The sequence below is a fragment of the Frankia sp. AvcI1 genome (assembly GCF_001420875.1).
Taxonomy (GTDB): domain Bacteria; phylum Actinomycetota; class Actinomycetes; order Frankiales; family Frankiaceae; genus Frankia; species Frankia alni.
In genome coordinates this window covers 12,994-29,254 of the sequence record NZ_LJFZ01000005.1, presented here as the reverse complement: position 1 = coordinate 29,254, position 16,261 = coordinate 12,994, and the positions used below count along the sequence as shown (strand labels likewise).

Annotated in this window: 10 protein-coding genes and 26 pseudogenes; 2 read left to right on the top strand and 34 right to left on the bottom strand. The window is 73.2% G+C overall.

Features of this window, described 5'->3' with window-relative positions; genetic code table 11:
• Positions 1–484: pseudogene (locus UK94_RS42370) on the top strand (EAL domain-containing protein); the annotation flags it as partial.
• A 98-nt stretch (positions 485–582) separates the two neighbouring features.
• Positions 583–777 carry a DUF1059 domain-containing protein gene (locus UK94_RS06940; RefSeq protein WP_041941003.1) on the top strand — a complete coding sequence of 65 codons (195 nt, stop codon included), beginning with the start codon at positions 583–585 and terminating at the stop codon, positions 775–777.
• 93 nt (positions 778–870) lie between these two features.
• On the opposite strand, the pseudogene UK94_RS42365 reads toward UK94_RS06940, so the two are convergent.
• The 34 genes and pseudogenes from UK94_RS42365 to gatC form a co-directional block, all read right to left on the bottom strand.
• Positions 871–1,207 (bottom strand): annotated as a pseudogene (locus UK94_RS42365) (alpha-isopropylmalate synthase regulatory domain-containing protein); the annotation flags it as partial.
• Between the two features lies 1 nt (position 1,208).
• Positions 1,209–1,464: pseudogene (locus tag UK94_RS42360) on the bottom strand (2-isopropylmalate synthase); the annotation flags it as partial.
• Position 1,465: 1 nt separating this feature from the next.
• Positions 1,466–1,510 (bottom strand): annotated as a pseudogene (locus tag UK94_RS42355) (hypothetical protein); the annotation flags it as partial.
• A 1-nt stretch (position 1,511) separates the two neighbouring features.
• Positions 1,512–1,644: pseudogene (locus UK94_RS42350) on the bottom strand (hypothetical protein); the annotation flags it as partial.
• Between the two features lies 1 nt (position 1,645).
• A pseudogene (locus tag UK94_RS42345) lies at positions 1,646–1,890 on the bottom strand (2-isopropylmalate synthase); the annotation flags it as partial.
• Between the two features lies 1 nt (position 1,891).
• Positions 1,892–2,110 (bottom strand): annotated as a pseudogene (locus UK94_RS42340) (2-isopropylmalate synthase); the annotation flags it as partial.
• Position 2,111: 1 nt separating this feature from the next.
• A pseudogene (locus tag UK94_RS42335) lies at positions 2,112–2,640 on the bottom strand (2-isopropylmalate synthase); the annotation flags it as partial.
• Between the two features lie 307 nt (positions 2,641–2,947).
• Complete coding sequence (locus tag UK94_RS06930; RefSeq protein WP_041939770.1) at positions 2,948–3,772, bottom strand: septum formation family protein; 825 nt, start codon at positions 3,770–3,772, stop codon at positions 2,948–2,950.
• Positions 3,773–4,201: 429 nt separating this feature from the next.
• Positions 4,202–4,335: pseudogene (locus UK94_RS42330) on the bottom strand (hypothetical protein); the annotation flags it as partial.
• A 1-nt stretch (position 4,336) separates the two neighbouring features.
• Positions 4,337–4,503, bottom strand: a pseudogene (locus UK94_RS42325) (ACT domain-containing protein); the annotation flags it as partial.
• Between the two features lies 1 nt (position 4,504).
• Positions 4,505–4,956, bottom strand: a pseudogene (locus UK94_RS42320) (phosphoglycerate dehydrogenase); the annotation flags it as partial.
• A gap of 1 nt (position 4,957) precedes the next feature.
• On the bottom strand, positions 4,958–5,794 hold an 837-nt coding region (locus tag UK94_RS42315), incomplete at its 3' end, for a hydroxyacid dehydrogenase (protein ID WP_268761241.1).
• Between the two features lie 275 nt (positions 5,795–6,069).
• Positions 6,070–6,802 (bottom strand): annotated as a pseudogene (gene ilvC / locus UK94_RS06920) (ketol-acid reductoisomerase); the annotation flags it as partial.
• 1 nt (position 6,803) lies between these two features.
• Positions 6,804–7,020: pseudogene (locus UK94_RS42310) on the bottom strand (NAD(P)-binding domain-containing protein); the annotation flags it as partial.
• 211 nt (positions 7,021–7,231) lie between these two features.
• Positions 7,232–7,441 (bottom strand): annotated as a pseudogene (ilvN, locus tag UK94_RS42305) (acetolactate synthase small subunit); the annotation flags it as partial.
• A 24-nt stretch (positions 7,442–7,465) separates the two neighbouring features.
• A pseudogene (gene ilvN / locus UK94_RS42295) lies at positions 7,466–7,669 on the bottom strand (acetolactate synthase small subunit); the annotation flags it as partial.
• Position 7,670: 1 nt separating this feature from the next.
• The coding region (locus tag UK94_RS42290) for an ACT domain-containing protein (protein WP_235486969.1) at positions 7,671–7,756 on the bottom strand (86 nt) is incomplete at its 3' end.
• A gap of 40 nt (positions 7,757–7,796) precedes the next feature.
• Positions 7,797–8,190 (bottom strand): annotated as a pseudogene (locus UK94_RS42285) (thiamine pyrophosphate-dependent enzyme); the annotation flags it as partial.
• Position 8,191: 1 nt separating this feature from the next.
• A pseudogene (locus tag UK94_RS42280) lies at positions 8,192–8,243 on the bottom strand (hypothetical protein); the annotation flags it as partial.
• 1 nt (position 8,244) lies between these two features.
• Positions 8,245–8,907, bottom strand: a pseudogene (locus tag UK94_RS42275) (thiamine pyrophosphate-dependent enzyme); the annotation flags it as partial.
• Position 8,908: 1 nt separating this feature from the next.
• Positions 8,909–9,289: pseudogene (locus UK94_RS42270) on the bottom strand (thiamine pyrophosphate-binding protein); the annotation flags it as partial.
• Positions 9,290–9,304: 15 nt separating this feature from the next.
• On the bottom strand, positions 9,305–9,411 hold a 107-nt coding region (locus UK94_RS42260; RefSeq protein WP_235486967.1), incomplete at both ends, for a thiamine pyrophosphate-binding protein.
• Positions 9,412–9,421: 10 nt separating this feature from the next.
• Positions 9,422–9,510: pseudogene (locus tag UK94_RS42255) on the bottom strand (hypothetical protein); the annotation flags it as partial.
• Between the two features lies 1 nt (position 9,511).
• Positions 9,512–9,637: pseudogene (locus tag UK94_RS73015) on the bottom strand (hypothetical protein); the annotation flags it as partial.
• 262 nt (positions 9,638–9,899) lie between these two features.
• Entirely contained in the window at positions 9,900–11,729 is a 1,830-nt protein-coding gene (locus UK94_RS06905; RefSeq protein WP_055749159.1) for a penicillin-binding transpeptidase domain-containing protein, read from the bottom strand.
• Positions 11,730–12,314: 585 nt separating this feature from the next.
• Positions 12,315–13,648, bottom strand: a pseudogene (gatB, locus tag UK94_RS06900) (Asp-tRNA(Asn)/Glu-tRNA(Gln) amidotransferase subunit GatB); the annotation flags it as partial.
• A gap of 1 nt (position 13,649) precedes the next feature.
• Positions 13,650–13,700 (bottom strand): annotated as a pseudogene (locus UK94_RS42245) (hypothetical protein); the annotation flags it as partial.
• 1 nt (position 13,701) lies between these two features.
• Positions 13,702–13,832 (bottom strand): hypothetical protein (locus UK94_RS42240; RefSeq protein WP_235486963.1); only part of this gene is annotated, 131 nt, incomplete at its 3' end.
• A 43-nt stretch (positions 13,833–13,875) separates the two neighbouring features.
• Complete coding sequence (locus UK94_RS06895) at positions 13,876–14,178, bottom strand: hypothetical protein (RefSeq protein WP_055749157.1); 303 nt, start codon at positions 14,176–14,178, stop codon at positions 13,876–13,878.
• 94 nt (positions 14,179–14,272) lie between these two features.
• Positions 14,273–14,412 (bottom strand): annotated as a pseudogene (locus tag UK94_RS42235) (hypothetical protein); the annotation flags it as partial.
• 1 nt (position 14,413) lies between these two features.
• Positions 14,414–14,525, bottom strand: a pseudogene (locus UK94_RS42230) (hypothetical protein); the annotation flags it as partial.
• Position 14,526: 1 nt separating this feature from the next.
• A pseudogene (locus tag UK94_RS42225) lies at positions 14,527–14,738 on the bottom strand (amidase family protein); the annotation flags it as partial.
• A 1-nt stretch (position 14,739) separates the two neighbouring features.
• Positions 14,740–15,832: amidase family protein (locus UK94_RS06890; RefSeq protein WP_235486837.1), on the bottom strand; the 1,093-nt coding region annotated here is incomplete at its 3' end.
• Between the two features lie 13 nt (positions 15,833–15,845).
• Positions 15,846–16,142 (bottom strand): Asp-tRNA(Asn)/Glu-tRNA(Gln) amidotransferase subunit GatC, encoded by a 297-nt coding sequence (gene gatC, locus UK94_RS06885; RefSeq protein ID WP_011606924.1) that lies wholly within the window; start codon positions 16,140–16,142, stop codon positions 15,846–15,848.
• Positions 16,143–16,261 lie beyond the last annotated feature (119 nt).

The window sequence follows — 16,261 nt, the reverse complement described above, 5'->3', positions numbered from 1 at the left end:
GCAGCAGCTCGATCCGGGGGTGGCCCGGCGCATCCGGCAGCTCTCCGAGCGCAGCAACCGGGCGGCGAGCATCGAGAGCCTCATGGAACAGGTCACCATCCGCGTGGGTGACTCGGGCTCGTGCGCCCAGTCGCCGGACTGCCCGAGCTGCCCCATGCGAGCGGCCGCGAACCGCGGAGATCCGACCACCGCCGGCCCCGACGACGAGCAGGCCCCCAGAGCGACCATCATCGTGTCCAACCGGTGCCGCCCGGTCGCGCTGCATCTGTCCAACGGTCCCGGCGGCGGTACCGAACCCCGCCGGGTGCCCACCACGCTGTTCGCCCGTCCGGAGGAGTCGGTGACGGAGGTGGCGCGGCGCGCCATGACCCGCGCCCGGGCCAGTCGGTTCGACCCGGTGATAATCGTGACCGAGATGGGTCGACCCCTCGGCCTGGTACGGATGGAGCGTCTGATGCTGCGTCTCGCGGAAATGTCCACATGAGACGGAACCGATATTGGACCGCCCAGGCGCTGATGTCACCGAGCCCGGCGGCCGGGGGTCATTCCCTGCCCGCGGAGATCACCNTCCGGCGGCCGGCCATGAAGGAATTCTACTGCGGCGCGATCATTCACGGGTGCGAGACGCGCATCGTCGCGTCTGCCGAGGACGACCTGGTCCGTGCCGTGGACACCCACGCCCGCGTGGACCACGGCATGACCGACGTCCCGGAGGCGATGCTGGATCAGGTCCGCCGCAGCGTCCGGGACGTCGAACCGGCGGATCTCCGCGACTGATCGTCGCCGTGGCCGACCCGGCGGCGGCCGGCGGATCGGCCTGTGGCAGCCACGAGGCCGCCACAGGCCACCGGCCAGACCACCGCGTCCGGCTCAGGCCACCGGTGCCGCGGCGGGTCGACCGCCATCCCTCGGCGCCGCGACCGCCGGCTCGGAGGTCGGCAGGGCCGCCCGGTCACGGGAGGCACGGTTGACGGCGCTCACCACGGCCCGCAACGATGCGGTGACGATGTTGGGATCGATACCGACCCCCCAGTACACCCGGTCGTCGACGGAGACCTCGAGGTAGGCCGCCGCCCGAGCGTCGGCACCCGAACCCAGCGCGTGCTCGTTGTAGTCGAGGATGCGCACGCTCAGGCCGCGGGTCGCCAGGGCGGCCACGAAGGCGTCGATGGGGCCGTTGCCGACCCCGGTGATCACCGAATCCGCGNCGTCGAACCGCACCGAGACCGAGACCTCGTCGCGTTCCCCCGAGGCGGCGTTCGTCCGCGACCCCAGCAGCTCCAGCGGGCCCGCCGTCTCGGCGCCGTCGAGGAAGTACTCGCCGCGGAAGATCCGCCACAGTTCCGCCGCGGTGACCTCGCCGCCCTCGGTGTCGGTGTGGCGCTGCACAACCCCGGAGAACTCGATCTGCAGCCGTCGCGGCAGTTCCAGCGAGTGCTCCGACTTCAGCAGGTAGGCGACGCCNCCCTTGCCGGACTGGCTGTTCACCCGGATGACGGCCTCGTAGGTGNGGCCCACGTCCTTGGGGTCGATCGGCAGGTAGGGCACCTCCCACCGGGTCTGGCCGGTCCGCTCCATCGCCTCCAGGCCCTTCTTGATCGCGTCCTGGTGCGAACCGGAGAAGGCGGTGTAGACGAGGTCGCCNCCGTAGGGATGGCGGGGGTGCACGGGCAGCTGGTTGCAGTACTCGACCGCCCGGCGGACCCCGTCGATGTCCGAAAAGTCGATCATCGGATCGATGCCCTGCGAGAACAGGTTCAGACCGAGGGTGACCAGGCAGACGTTGCCGGTACGCTCACCGTTGCCGAACAGGCAGCCCTCGACCCGGTCCGCACCGGCCAGCACGCCGAGCTCCGCCGCGGCGACCGCGCAGCCCCGGTCGTTGTGCGGNTGCAGCGAGAGGATCACCGCGTCACGCCGGGTCAGGTTCCGCCCGACCCACTCGATCTGGTCGGCGTAGACGTTCGGCGTCGACATCTCGACCGTCGCCGGCAGGTTCAGCACCACCGGTTGCCGCGGCGTCGGCGACCACACGTCCATGACCGCCTCGCACACCTCGACGGCGTAGTCCAGCTCGGTACCGGTGAACGACTCCGGGCTGTACTGCCAGNGCACGTCGGTGCCCTCGAGCAGCTTCTCGGCGTACTGGACGCACCAGCGCGCCCCCTGCACGGCGATCTCGGTGACGCCGGCCCGGTCCAGGCCGAACACGACGCGGCGCTGCAGCGTGGACGTCGAGTTGTACAGGTGGATCAGCGCCCGGTCGGCCCCCACCAGGGAGGCTGCGGTGCGCTCGATCAGCTCCTCGCGCGCCTGGGTCAGCACCTGGATGGTGACGTCATCCGGGATGCGGTCGGACTCGATGAGCTGGCGGATGAAGTCGAAGTCCGTCTGGCTCGCGGCGGGGAACCCGACCTCGATCTCCTTGTAGCCCATCGCGACCAGCAGCTCGAACATCTGCATCTTGCGCGCGGGGGTCATCGGGTCGATCAGCGCCTGGTTGCCGTCGCGCAGGTCGACGCTGCACCACTGCGGGGCGCGGACGATCGACTTCTCGGGCCAGGTCCGGTCCGGCAGCGACACGGGGGTGAACGCCTGGTACTTCTCGATCGGCATGCCGGACGGCTGCTGCGTGGTCATCGTGCTCCTGCTTCCTCGGAAGAGCCCCACGTCGACCGGATCTCACGATCGCACAGGGGACTTGGGGGCCGGCAGATCCTCCGCGGCGCCGGACGGGCGGCCGCCCGGGCTGGGCGTGACCGCCGGGCCACCATGACCGCGAGGATCCCGACGCTGGCGCACGAGAACACCGCGACGGGGAAGCCAGCTGGATCAGGCCCCGCCGCGGCGGCTAAGGAGGAGCAGCGCACGCATCGCGGATAAACAGTACCCGATGTCGGCCCGATAGGTCGGTGGTGAGCCGGCGCGGCGCGGCGCGCTCGCGCCCTCAGGCGCCGATCGAACCGATGACCCGGAACGGGCCGGTGCGGGCCCGCAGGTCGTCGGTGCGCACCGTACAGGCGACCGAGCGCGCACCATCCTGCCAGCTCGGCTCGGACGGGTAGATCGTGCCGACGATGTAGTGCGGGGTGGCGTCGATGGCCCCGGCGAAGTCCCGCAGCGCCCCGGCGCAACGCGTCTCCGCCGCCTGGGTCACCGCCGACGCACCGGGCCAGCGGCCGAACAGCGGCGCGAGGTTCACCAGCCGGGTGACCTCGTCGATGTGCGGCCGGTCGCAGCCCACCCGGACCGGGACCACCGGGACCATCGGCACGGACACGCCGGCCGGGTAGGGCGCCCAGTTCAGGCAGTCGCCGCGGTGCAGGGCGGCCAGCAGCGTCGGGGCGACCGCATAACCGGCGGGAGGGCCGGTCAGAGAGCCGGTGACCGCGGGTCTCGCACCCGCGGCGCTCGCCGCGCCACCCTGTGCCGCGGTCGGTGCGGCCAGGCGGGTGGCGGTGCCCGGGCCGCCCCGGGTCGCCGTCTGCCGCAGGGCCACCACCGTGATCGTGATCATCCCGACGATGATGGCGACGAAGGTGACCATCTGGGCGATCTGCCGTGAGCGTCCCGGCGGCTTCGGCGGCGACACGAGCCGGTGGAAGAACCCGGGCAGCCCGCGGGGAGCGGGGACGACCTGGCAACGACCGGATGCGGTCCGGCCGTGCTGCCGGCTGCGTTCGGCCGCGGACGGCTCGAGGAAGCGGGCTCCCCGGACGAATCGCTCATCCAGGCGAAGCCCCTCGAACGGGTCCTGATGCCGCGACGCCATGCTAGCCACGGTAAACCCGACACCCAGCTGAGGCCGCCTGTTCGGCGTAAAGATCACTCCAGGCACCTCCGGGCGGGAACCGGGCGGCCGGCACCGCCGCGCCGGGCCGGTGGGCGGCCCCGACCGGCCGCCGCCGACGACCCACCTGCGGCGTCGCGAGGCCCCGACGGCAGTCGACCGCCGCGCCGTCGCGGCACCGTCGGCGGGCCCGCCAGCCTGCCGCCGCGGTGCGCCCCCACCGGGGTGCCNCCGACCCGGCCCGGCAGCCCGGCGCCGACCGGCACCGACCGGCCACCCGATCCCGGGGGGTCGGGCCCGGACTGCCACCCACCCGGTCCCGGCGCGCGGGCCCGAACTGCCACCCACCCGATCCCGGCGTGNGGGCCCGGACTGCCGGTCAGCCGGTCCGGCGCCGCTCGGCCCGGATCGCTACTCGGCCTGGATGCTGACCGCGCGCGCGTAGGAAGCACCGATGATCTTCGCGATGTCGGCGAGGATGTCGGGGGCGACCGCGTCGTCCAGCGACAACGACATCAGCGCCTCCCCACCCGCCTGGATCCGGCNCACCTGAGCACTGGCGATGTTGATGTTCGCCTCGCCGAGCAGGGCGCCGACCGCGCCGACGATGCCGGGCCGGTCCTCGTAGCGGAAGAAGGCCAGGTGCGCCTCGGGTCGGATGTCGACCTCGAAGCCGTCGATGGCGGTGATCTTCTCGACCTGCCGGGACCCGANGAGGGTCCCACTGACCGACACCGGGGTGCCATCGGCGAGCACGCCACGGACGGTCACCAGGTTGCGGTAGTCCCTGGAGCCCTCCTCGGAGGTCTCCAGGGCGACCTCGACGCCGCGCTCCTTGGCCAGCAGGGGGGCGTTGACGTAGGTGACCTGCTCCTCGATGACGTCGGTGAAGACGCCCTTGAGCGCGGCGAGCTGGAGCACCGAGACGTCGTGGACCGCGATCTCCCCGCGGACCTCGACGGTGATGGCGGCGGCGAGCCCGCCGGCGAGGCCCGAGAACAGCTGCCCCAGCTTCTCGGCGAGCGGCAGGCCAGGGCGAACGTCCTCGGCCACCACTCCGCCGGCCTGCACGTTGACCGCATCCGGCACGAACTCGCCCTGCAGCGCGAGACGCACCGAGCGGGCGACGGCGAGTCCGGCCTTGTCCTGGGCCTCCTGGGTGGAGGNGCCGAGATGCGGCGTGACGACGACGTTGTCGAGCCCGAACAGCGGCGACGCGGTCGTCGGCTCGGTGACGAAGACGTCGATGCCGGCGCCGCCGACATGCCCGGAGGCGATCGACTCGGCGAGCGCCGCCTCGTCGACGAGCCCGCCGCGGGCGGCGTTGACGATGATGACGCCGGGCTTGGTCCGGGCGAGCTCGTCGGCGCCGATCAGGCCGAGCGTCTCGGGCGTCTTGGGCAGGTGGATCGTGATCACGTCGCTGCGCTGCAGCAGTTCGTCCAGGTCGACGAGGCTGACGCCGAGCTGGGAGGCGCGCGCTACCGACACGTACGGGTCGTAGGCGATGACCTTCATGCCGAAGCCGGCGAGCCGCTGCGCGACGAGGACGCCGATGCGGCCGAGGCCGACGACGCCGAGCGTCTTCTCGACCAGCTCGACGCCGGAGAACTTCGACCGCTTCCACTCCCCGCCGCGCAGCGACTGGTTGGCCGCCGGGACCCGGCGGGCGACGGCGAGCAGCAGCGCGATCGCGTGCTCGGCGGCGCTGACGATGTTCGACGTCGGCGCGTTGACGACCATGACGCCGCGCTGGGTGGCGGCGGCGACGTCGACGTTGTCCAGGCCGATGCCGGCCCGGGCGACGACCTTGAGCCGGCTCGCCGCCGCGAGCGCCTCCGCGTCGATCTTGGTGGCGGAACGAACGATCACGGCGTCGACGTCGGCGATCGCGGGCAGGAGGGCCGACCGGTCGGCGCCGTCGACGTGACGAAGCTCGAAGTCCCCGGACAGCACCTCCAGCCCGGCCGGCGACAGCTCCTCGGCAACGAGTACGACGGGCACAGGACCTCTCCTAGCAACCTCTGGTCAGGCCGGAGGCGACGCGCGGAACGAGGTGTGATCACGTGGCCGTCGGCCTGGCGGTGGTGAGCGTGTGGACTGCGCCGGGTGGCGCGGCGGGCCCAGCCTACCGACGCGGACTGCGCCCGCCGAACGCTTTGCGCACCGGTCCCGACGGAAATGCGCGATCCCGGCGATGTGGTCCGACTGTCCTCGCCGTTCGGCGGCCGGGCTCCGCCACCATCCGGCGGCGGCGCCCGGCACCGGCGTCCGGCGACCTACTTGGCGATCCAGGACATCAGCGGGCGCAGCTTGGCGCCGACCTGCTCGATCGGGTGCTGCTTGCCCTCCTCCACGAGCTTGGTGAAGTTCGGCCGGCCGTTGTCGTCCTCGGCGACCCACTCGCGGGCGAACGTGCCGTCCCGGATCTCGTCGAGGATCTTGCGCATCTCGGCCTTGACGGCCGGGGTGACCACGCGCGGACCGCGGGTGACGTCGCCGTACTCGGCCGTGTCCGAGATCGAGTAGCGCATCTGCGAGATGCCGCCCTCGTACATGAGGTCGACGATGAGCTTGAGCTCGTGCAGGCACTCGAAGTAGGCGACCTCGGGGGTGTAACCCGCCTCGACCAGCGTCTCGAAGCCGGCCTGAACCAGCGCGCTGGCGCCGCCGCAGAGCACCGCCTGCTCACCGAACAGGTCGGTCTCGGTCTCCTCGGTGAAGGTGGTGCGCAGCGCCCCGGCGCGGGTGCCGCCGATGCCCTTGGCGTAGGCCAGCGCGACGGCGAGCGCGTTGCCGGAGGCGTCGTTCTCGACGGCGACGAGGACGGGCACGCCCTTGCCCTCCTCGAACACCCGGCGCACCAGGTGGCCGGGGCCCTTCGGCGCCACCATGAACACGTCGACGCCCGCCGGCGGCTCGATGAGCCCGTAGCGGATGTTGAACCCGTGCCCGAACGCCAGCGCCTTGCCCTCGCTCAGGTGCGGGGCGATGGAGTCGGCGTAGATCTTGNGGTGGGTGGTGTCCGGGGTGAGCAGCATGATGATGTCGGCCTCGGCGGACGCCTCCGCCGGGGTGAGCACGCGCAGGCCCTCCTCGGCGGCCTTCGCCCGGCTGCGGCTGTCCGCGGGCAGGCCGACCCGCACGTCGACGCCGCTGTCGCGCAGGTTCAGCGCGTGCGCGTGGCCCTGGCTGCCGTAACCGATGACGGCGACCTTGCGGCCGGCCAGNACGTCGAGCGACGCGTCGTCGTCGTAGTAGATCTCGACCATCGTGGGGGTGTCTCCTCGTTGAGTGATGGGAGGTGCGGGCGCGGCCCGACCAGGATCGCCGCGGGACGCGCCGGGACGCCCCGGCCGGCCGGGCCGGGTGAAGCGGGTGGAACGAGTGGGACGGGCAGAACTGGCGGAACGGGCAGAACGGGTGGAACGGGGCGACCGGTCAGGCCGACCGGTCGACGGCGCGCAGGCTGCGATCGGTGATCGAACGCGAGCCGCGGCCGAGCGCCACCATGCCGGACTGGACGAGCTCCCGGATCCCGAACGGTTCCAGCATCCGGATGAGGGCGTCCAGCTTGTCGCGGGTGCCCGTCGCCTCGATCGTGACGGCGTCCGGGGCGACGTCGACCACCTTCGCACGGAACAGGGCGACNGTCTCCAGCACCTGCGATCGGANGGACGCCTCGGCGCGGACCTTGACCAGCATCAGCTCGCGCTGCACCGAGACCGACGTGTCCATCTCGACGATCTTCAGGACGTTGACGAGCTTGTTGAGCTGCTTGGTGACCTGCTCCAGCGGCAGGTCCTCGACCGCGACGACGATCGTCATCCGGGAGACGTCCGGATGCTCGGTCGGGCCGACGGCGAGCGACTCGATGTTNAACCCGCGCCGGGAGAACAGGCCGGAGACCCGGGCGAGCACCCCCGGCTTGTTCTCCACCAGCACGGACAGGGTGTGCCGGGTCATGACGTCGCGCTCCTGGGGTCGGGGGTCGGGTCGGGGGCCGTCACAGGTTCACCTCGGCGTCCCCGGAGTAGTCGAAGTCGGGCGCGAGATCGCGGGCGACCCGGATCTCGTCGTTGCTCGCGCCGGCGGCGACCATCGGCCAGACCATGGCGTCGGGGTGGACGACGAAGTCCACGACCACGGGGGCGTCGTCGATCGCCATCGCCTTCTCGATCGTCGCGTCGACCTCGGCGGCCGAGTCGCAGCGCAGACCGACGCAGCCGAGCGCCTCGGCGAGGCGGACGAAGTCGGGCACCCGCTTGACCCCGGTCCGCGGCGACCCCGGGTGCGTGCCGAGCTCGGTGTTCGAGTAGCGCTTGTCGTAGAACAGGGTCTGCCACTGCCGGACCATGCCGAGCGAGCCGTTGTTGATGACCGCGACCTTGATCGGGATGNCCTCCAGTGCGCAGGTGGCGAGCTCCTGGTTGGTCATCTGGAAGCAGCCGTCNCCGTCGATCGCCCACACGGTGGTGTCCGGGCGGCCGACCTTGGCGCCCATCGCCGCCGGAACGGCGAAGCCCATCGTCCCGGCGCCACCGGAGTTCAGCCAGGTGTAGGGGTGCTCGTAGGAGATGAACTGGGCGGCCCACATCTGGTGCTGACCGACCCCGGCCGCGAAGATCGTCTCCGGGCCCGAGATGCGGCCGAGCCGCTCGATGACATGCTGCGGGGCCAGGGAGCCGTCGGCCGGGGTGTCGTAGCCCAGCGGGTAGGTGCGCCGCCAGCCGTCCAGGGTGTGCCACCAGGCGTCGAGCTCCGGGCGGGGCTCGGCGGCCAGGGCGGCGATCAGCTCGTTGATCACCTCTCGGCAGTCACCGACGATGGGCACGTCGGCGGTCCGGTTCTTGCCGATCTCGGCGGGGTCGATGTCGGCGTGGATGATCGCGGCCTTCGGCGCGAACGAGGCCAGCCGGCCGGTGACCCGGTCGTCGAAGCGGGCGCCGAGGGTGATGAGCAGGTCCGCCTTCTGCAGCGCGGTCACCGCCGCGACCGAGCCGTGCATGCCGGGCATGCCCAGGTGCTGGGGGTGCGAGTCGGGGAAGGCGCCGCGGGCCATCAGCGTGGTGACCACCGGGATGCCGGTCATCTCCGCCAGCGTGCGCAGCTCCGCGNCGGCGCGCGCCTTGAGCACGCCGCCGCCGATGTACAGCACCGGACGCCGGGACGCGCTGATCAGCTTCGCCGCCTCCCGCACCTGCTTGTTGTGCGGCCGGGTGATCGGGCGGTAGCCGGGCAGGTCGAGCGTGGGGGGCCAGATCTCGTGCGGCAGCACCGACGTGACCGACTGCAGGATGTCCTTGGGCAGGTCGACCAGGACGGGACCGGGGCGCCCGGTGCCCGCCAGGTGGAACGCCTCGGCGATCGTCCGCGGGATGTCGTCGACGGACTGGACGAGGAAGTTGTGCTTGGTGATGGGCAGGGTGATGCCGCAGATGTCCGCCTCCTGGAAGGCGTCCGTCCCGATCGCGGCGCTGGCCACCTGCCCGGTGATCGNGACCATCGGCACCNAGTCCATGTAGGCGTCCGCGATCGGGGTGACCAGGTTCGTCGCCCCCGGGCCGGACGTCGCCATGCACACCCCCACCCGCCCGGTGGCCTGCGCGTACCCCTCGGCCNCGTGGCCGNCACCCTGCTCGTGACGGACGAGGATGTGGCGCACCCGGGTGGAGTCGAACAACGGGTCGTAGGCGGGCAGGATCGCGCCGCCGGGGATGNCGAAGACCACATCGGCTCCGACCGCTTCGAGCGAGTGGACGAGCGACTGGGCTCCGGTGATCTCTCGTGTCATCTGGGCGTCTTCCTTGACAGGCCGGGAATCTGCGACAGCGGGTGGTCTCGGCGNGCGGAACGCGGGGGCGCGCGCAATGGGGCTGGATCACGAAACTGTGCTGGATCACGAAACTGGGCTGGGCACGAAAAAGCCCCTCGTGCCTAGGGCACTGAGGGGCGGCGCACGGGGTCGAGATCGTCGACTACGCGCGCTCTGAACGTACGAGAATCTGACTGTGCACAGACATACCGTGCCGGAGTTCGGGCCGTACGTCAAGCAGCGACCGCAGGTCGCCGCCCCGCAGCTCCTGCCGGCGGGGCCGCGACCTGCGGATCAGCGGCCGCCGGAGCCGGGCGCGGCCACCGCGCCGCCGTCGAGCGCGGTCAGGAAGCGGGCGGCGACCGGGGCCGCCGTCTCGGCGCCGAAGCCGCCGTCCTCGACGACGACGGCGAAGGCCACGTCACCTCGGTAACCGACGAACCAGGCGTGGGTGGGCGGCGGGTCGCCGTCGGCGTACTCGGCCGTGCCGGTCTTGCCATGGACCTCGCCGGGCATCGGCACACTCGCGGCGGTCCCCTCGGTGACGACGGCCCGCATGAAGTCCCGCAGCGGCGGGAGCACCGCGGGCGGGATGGCGTTGCTGCGCGCCGGCTGGCCGGTGACGAACGGCTGGCGCCAGGTGCCGCTGGCGACGGCCGCCGCCACGCTCGCCATCTGCAGGGGCGAGGCCTCGATGCGGGCCTGTCCGATCGACGCCGAGGCGGACTCGACCGAGTCGCGCGGGGTCGGGAAGCTCCCGCCGACGCTGGCGATGTCCAGCGGCGCCCGGCCGTCGAAGCCGTAGAGCGCGGCGGCCTTCTCCAGCGCGTCGGACGGCAGCGACTCCTCCAGCCGGATGAAGGCGGTGTTGCAGCTCTTGGCGAAAGCGGTCCGCAGCGGGATGGGCCCGAACTGCTCGGACTCGGAGTTCTGGAAGGTCCGCCCGCCCACGCTGACCGTCTGGGTGCAGTCCAGCGGGGTGTTCGCCGACTTGCCGTTCATCAGCGCGGCGGTGGCCGTCACGATCTTGAAGGTGGAGCCCGGCGGGTACTTGCCGCGCACGGCGCGGCTCGCCCCGCTCGGCGGGTGGTTCGCCAGCGCCAGCACGCCGCCGGTGCGGGTGTCGACGGCGACCATCGCCGCGGTGGGTCGGGCGGCGGTCGCGAGCGCCGTCTCGGCGGCCTGCTGGACCCGCAGGTCGAGGGTCGTGCGGACCGACTCGCCGTCGGTCATCGGGTAGGTGTGCAGCGTCTGGACGGTGGTGCCCCGCGCGTCGCGCACGACCACGGCGCCGCCCTGGGCGCGCAGCCGGTCGTCGTAGACGCGCTGCAACCCGGACAGCGGATCGGTGCGGCCGACGAGGTTGCTGGCGAGGTCCCCGGAGTCGCGCAGCGGCTGGCCGTCGGCGGCGAGCAGGTCGCCGCGGTGGCCGGTCGAGGCGGTCCGGTCCAGGTGCAGCCCGGGGCGCAGGGCGGGATGCACGGACGCCGGCTCCGCCCGGACCTTCCAGCCCCGGCCGGTGTCGACGAGGTTCAGCACGCCCGCGTACTCCAGCGGCGCCGGCAGGCCGGACAGGTCGAGTCGGGCCAGGTAGGGCGCGGTCGCCGTCGTGCCGTTGCGGTCGATCGACCCCGCGGTGTAGGTGGCGCCGGTGACCAGGAGCCGATCCCGCACGTCGGCCATCGCGGTCAGCAGGGCGGCCACGTCGATGCTGCCGGGCACGGTCACCGCGCTCACCGCGGCCCGACCGGCCCCGTCACGGTTGCCGGCCGCGGCTGACCCGCTGGCTCCGGCACCCGCACCCGCACCGGCCGCGGCCGGTGACGCGGCCGCGCCGCTCCCGCCGCCCGGGACTGCCCCGGCCGCGGACGCCGAGCCGGCCGGGGTGCGGGTCGCCGTCCCGCCGGTGGTGGTGAGGGTTCGCCAGGCGACGAGGTAGGCCGCGGCCGCGGCCTGGGCCCGGTGGTCGGCCGCCCGCTCGTCGGACCGGTTCTTCAGGACGTAGCCGACCCCGCTGGCGGCGGCCAGGACGACGACCACCACGGCGGCGATGATCGCCCGGCGCCGGCCACGGCCACGGCGGCGCGAGGTCGACGCGGTGAATCCGGACGGAGTGAGGGGCATGACGAGACGCCTCCCCTCGCAGACGACTGCCCGATCGGAGACCCACCCTACGAAGGCCTCCGGCACTGCGCATCCGACGCGCCGGTCGGCGTCGGCAACTCGACACGCGGGTCCNACACGGACGGAAAACGTGGTCTTCCCGGGCCCGGGCTACGCCGGGGCAACCTTCGGCACCCGCGCCTGACACCCCGAACCCGAATGACTACGCCCAACCGGGCGACATCCCCCGAATCGGGATTGTCGGCCACGAAAAAGCGCAAGGCCCCACGATGACCGCGAGAGCGATCATATCGAGCGACCCGCACAGGCCGGAGCGGCCCCGGACGGCGTCGCCGACGACCCGGGCCCGCCGCAGCCCCCGGTCACCGACGAAGGCGCCCGACGCGGGGTTGGCGCGGGCGGGCGGGCAAGCGCGGCGACGGCCGCCGGGGGCGGTACACGGGACAACGGATGCGGCACGCCGAGTACGGTCCGCCGGCTCAGACCGTGCAGAACGCACCGCAACCTGCCGGCCCCCCGCGGTCCGGGCCCACTCCTCGACCGTGCAGAACAGGCCCGCCGCTGCGGGCCCGCTCGTCCCGGCGGTCAGGACGCGCCGAGGCGCTCCAGCAGCAGGCCGCGCACGCTCGCCGCGTCCGCCTGGCCTCGCATCGCCTTCATCACCGCGCCGACGAGGGGGCCAACGGCGTTGACCTTGCCGCCGCGGACCTTCTCGGCGATGTCCGGCGCCGCGGCGATGGCGGCGTCGACCGCCGCGGTGAGCGCTCCGTCGTCCGCGACGACGGCGAGGCCGCGCCCGGCGACGACCTCGTCCGGGGTGCCCTCCCCCGCCAGCACTCCGTCGATGACCTTGCGGGCGAGCGCGTCGGTGAGCTCGCCGCCGGCGACGAGCACGGTGATCCGCGCGACGTCGGCCGGGCTGATCGCGAGCTCGCTCGGCTGGCTGCCGGCGTCGGCGGCGCGACGGGCCAGCTCGTTGAGCCACCATTTGCGCGCCGCGGCGGGGGTCGCCCCGGCGGCCACGGTCTGCTCCACCAGGTCCAGCACGCCGGCGTTGCGCATGTCCGTCAGGTCTCGCCCGGTGTAGCCGTGCTCGGCGACGAGCCGGGCGCGCCGCGCCGCGGGCAGCTCCGGCAGGCCGGCGCGCAGCTCGTCGACGTACTGCTCGGGCAGCGCCAGCGGGGTCAGGTCCGGTTCCGGGAAGTACCGGTAGTCGGTCGCCTCCTCCTTGGACCGGCCCGGCGACGTCCGCCCGGACGCCTCGTCGAAGTGGCGGGTCTCCTGCAGGATCCGCTCGCCGTCGTCGAGCCGCCCGGCCTGGCGGGAGATCTCGTAGCGCACGGCCCGCTCCACCGACCGCAGCGAGTTGAGGTTCTTCGTCTCGGTGCGGGTGCCGAACGGCGCGTCGGGCTCGCCGGGGGCGGGGCGCCGGCGCAGCGAGACGTTCGCGTCGCAGCGCAGCGAGCCCTGCTCCATCCGCACGTCGGACACGTCGAGGGCACGGATCAGCTCGCGCAGCTCGTCGACGTAGGCGCGGGCCACCTCCGGCGAGCGGACGTCGGGCTCGGTGACGATCTCGACGAGCGGGATCCCGGCCCGGTTGTAGTCGACCAGCGAGTGGGTCGCCCCGTGGATGCGACCGGTGGCGCCGCCGACGTGCAGCGACTTGCCGGTGTCCTCCTCCATGTGCACGCGGGTGATCCCGACCCGGTGCACCTCGCCGTCGACCTCGACGTCGAGCCAGCCGTCCGTGCACAGCGGCTCGTCGTACTGGCTGATCTGGAAGTTCTTCGGCATGTCCGGGTAGAAGTAGTTCTTGCGGGCGAACCGGCACCAGGACGCGATGTCGCAGTGCAGCGCGAGGCCGATCATGACGGCGAACCGCACCGCCGCCTCGTTGACCACCGGCAGCGCGCCGGNCAGGCCGAGGCAGACCGGGCAGACCTGGGTGTTGGGCTCGGCGCCGAAGGCNGTGGGACAGCCGCAGAACATCTTGGAGACGGTGCCGAGCTCGACGTGCGTCTCCAACCCGATCACCGGCTCGTAACGGGCGAGCGCGTCGGCGTAGGAGGGCAGCGCGCTGGCGGGAGCCGCAGTGCTCACCGGGGGTTCTCCTCGTGGGTCGCTGGTTGCGCGGGTCGGCCGGTCATGACAGCGGGTCCTCCCCGGAGCCGGCACCGGAACCGGGCTCGGCGGAGGTGGGCTCGGCGGAGGCGGGCTCAGCGCCAATCGGTCCGGCGGGACCGGCGGGACCGGCGGGTCCGGCGGGCGGGCGGGTGTCGCGCAGGTGCACGTAGCTGAGGAACACCGCGGCCGGCAGGCCCAGCACGCCCCAGACGAGCAGGATCGGGTTCACCGTGGCGATGCCGAGGCCCAGCACCACGACGGTCAGCAGCCAGACCACGACGACCAGCAGACGGTCCTGCCGCCCGCTGCGCAGACTCACCATCGCCGACCCCCTTCGTCCTGCCCCGTCCCCCGTCCGGTCCGCACCTCCTGGCGGCCGGTCCGCACCTCCTGGGCGGTCCGCGCCTCCTGGCCGGTCACAGCGCGGGGGCCTCGTCGAGCAGCGAGTGCCCGCGCTGGGCGTCCAGGGCCTCCTCCAACGCCCCACCGACCAGGTAGAGCCGATCGTCGGCGAACGGCGGCGCCATGATCTGGATGCCCACCGGCAGCCCGTCGGNCAGGCCCGCGGGCAGGCTCATCGCCGGGCCGCCGGCCAGGTTCGACGGGATGGTGCACAGGTCCGACAGGTACATGGCGACCGGGTCGTCCACCTTCGACCCGAGCGGGAACNCCGGGGTCGGGGTGGTCGGCGAGACCAGCACGTCGACCCGCTCGTACGCCGCGGCGAAGTCCCGGCTGATCAACGTGCGGACCTTCTGCGCCTGGCCGTAGTAGGCGTCGTAGTAGCCCGAGGACAGCGCGTAGGTGCCGAGAATGATCCGCCGCTTCACCTCCGGGCCGAAACCGGCCTCGCGGGTGCGGCTCATGACCTCCTCGGCGCCGNCCTGGCCGTCGTCGCCGACCCGCAGCCCGAACCGCATCGCGTCGAAGCGGGCCAGGTTGGACGAGCACTCGCTCGGCGCGATCAGGTAGTAGGCCGCCAGCGCGTAGGTGAAGTGCGGGCAGCTCACCTCGACGACCTCGGCGCCAAGCTCGGTGAGCGTCTCGACGGCGGCGGCGAAGGCGGCCTGCACCCCGGGGTCGTAGCCCTCGCCGGCAAGCTCCCGTACGACGCCGATCCGCAGGCCGCGGATGTCGCGCCGGCCCGCCGCCTCGACGACCGCGGGCACCGGCACGTCCACGCTGGTGGAGTCGAGCGGGTCGTGGCCGGCGATCGCGGCGTGCAGCAGCGCCGCGTCGGTGACCGTGCGGGCCAGCGGGCCGGCCTGGTCCAGCGAGCTGGAGAAGGCGACCAGGCCGTAGCGGCTCACGCCGCCGTAGGTCGGCTTCACCCCGACCAGCCCGCAGACCGCGGCCGGCTGGCGGATGGAGCCGCCGGTGTCGGTGCCGATCGCCAGCGGCGCCTCGAAGGCGGCGACCGCGGCCGCGCTGCCGCCGCTGCTGCCGCCGGGGATGCGGGTGGTGTCCCACGGGTTGCGCGTCGGCCCGTAGGCCGAGTTCTCCGTGGACGAGCCCATCGCGAACTCGTCCATGTTGACCTTGCCGAGCAGGACGACGTCCGCCGCGCGCAGCCGGCCCACCACGGTCGCGTCGTACGGCGCGTGCCAGCCCTCGAGGATTCGGCTGCCGCAGGTGGTCGGCATCCCGCGGGCGGTCAGGACGTCCTTGAGCGCCAGCGGCACCCCGGCGAGCGGGCCGAGCCGCTCCCCGGCGGCGCGGCGTTCGTCGACGGAGCGGGCCGCGGCCAGCGCGCCCTCGGTGTCGACGTGGAGGAAGGCGTGGATGGTGTCGTCGACCTTGGCGATGCGGTCGAGTGCGGCCTGGGTCGCCTCGACGGCGCTCAGCTCGCCCGCGGCGATCGCCGCCGCCGTGGCCGCGGCGGTCAGGTGCACGACGTCGGCCGCGGCGACCGGAGTGGCCGGCGCGGTCGCGGCGGTCACGGTGGTCGGGATGGAGGGTGTCGGGTGGTCCGTCATGCGGGCGGCGACCTCACTCGTCCGGATCGAGGATGCGGGGCACCCGGAAGCGGCCGTCCTCGGTGGCGGGGGCGCCGGCCAGGGCCTCGGCGGCGGGCAGCGACGGGCGGGCGACGTCCGGGCGGAAGACGTTCGTCAGCGGCACGGCGTGACTGGTCGGCGGGATGTCCGCCGCAGCGACCTCGGCGACCCGGGCGACCGCCGACAGGATCGCCTCGAGCTGCGGTGCCAGCGCGTCGAGCTCGTCGTCGGTCACCGACATCCGCGACAGCCGGGCGAGATGGGCTACCTCGTCCCGCGTGATCCCCATTGCGTGTGGCCCCTTCGTGGGCGGTGGGCACGAGGCCCGTGACTGGTCGTGCGTGCCGCGGGCGGCAGCCGGAAAAGCCGGGGACTCCGGGCCGCCCGGAGGCTGGCCGCGGGGGGGAG

What these genes read in the sequence shown, in the direction of transcription:
- UK94_RS06940 (WP_041941003.1), top strand. Translation starts at nt 583, where the DNA reads ATGAAGGAATTCTACTGCGGCGCGATCATTCACGGGTGCGAGACGCGC.
- UK94_RS06930 (WP_041939770.1), bottom strand. Translation starts at nt 3,772, where the DNA reads ATGGCGTCGCGGCATCAGGACCCGTTCGAGGGGCTTCGCCTGGATGAG.
- UK94_RS06905 (WP_055749159.1), bottom strand. Translation starts at nt 11,729, where the DNA reads ATGCCCCTCACTCCGTCCGGATTCACCGCGTCGACCTCGCGCCGCCGT.
- UK94_RS06895 (WP_055749157.1), bottom strand. Translation starts at nt 14,178, where the DNA reads ATGGTGAGTCTGCGCAGCGGGCGGCAGGACCGTCTGCTGGTCGTCGTG.
- gatC (WP_011606924.1), bottom strand. Translation starts at nt 16,142, where the DNA reads ATGGGGATCACGCGGGACGAGGTAGCCCATCTCGCCCGGCTGTCGCGG.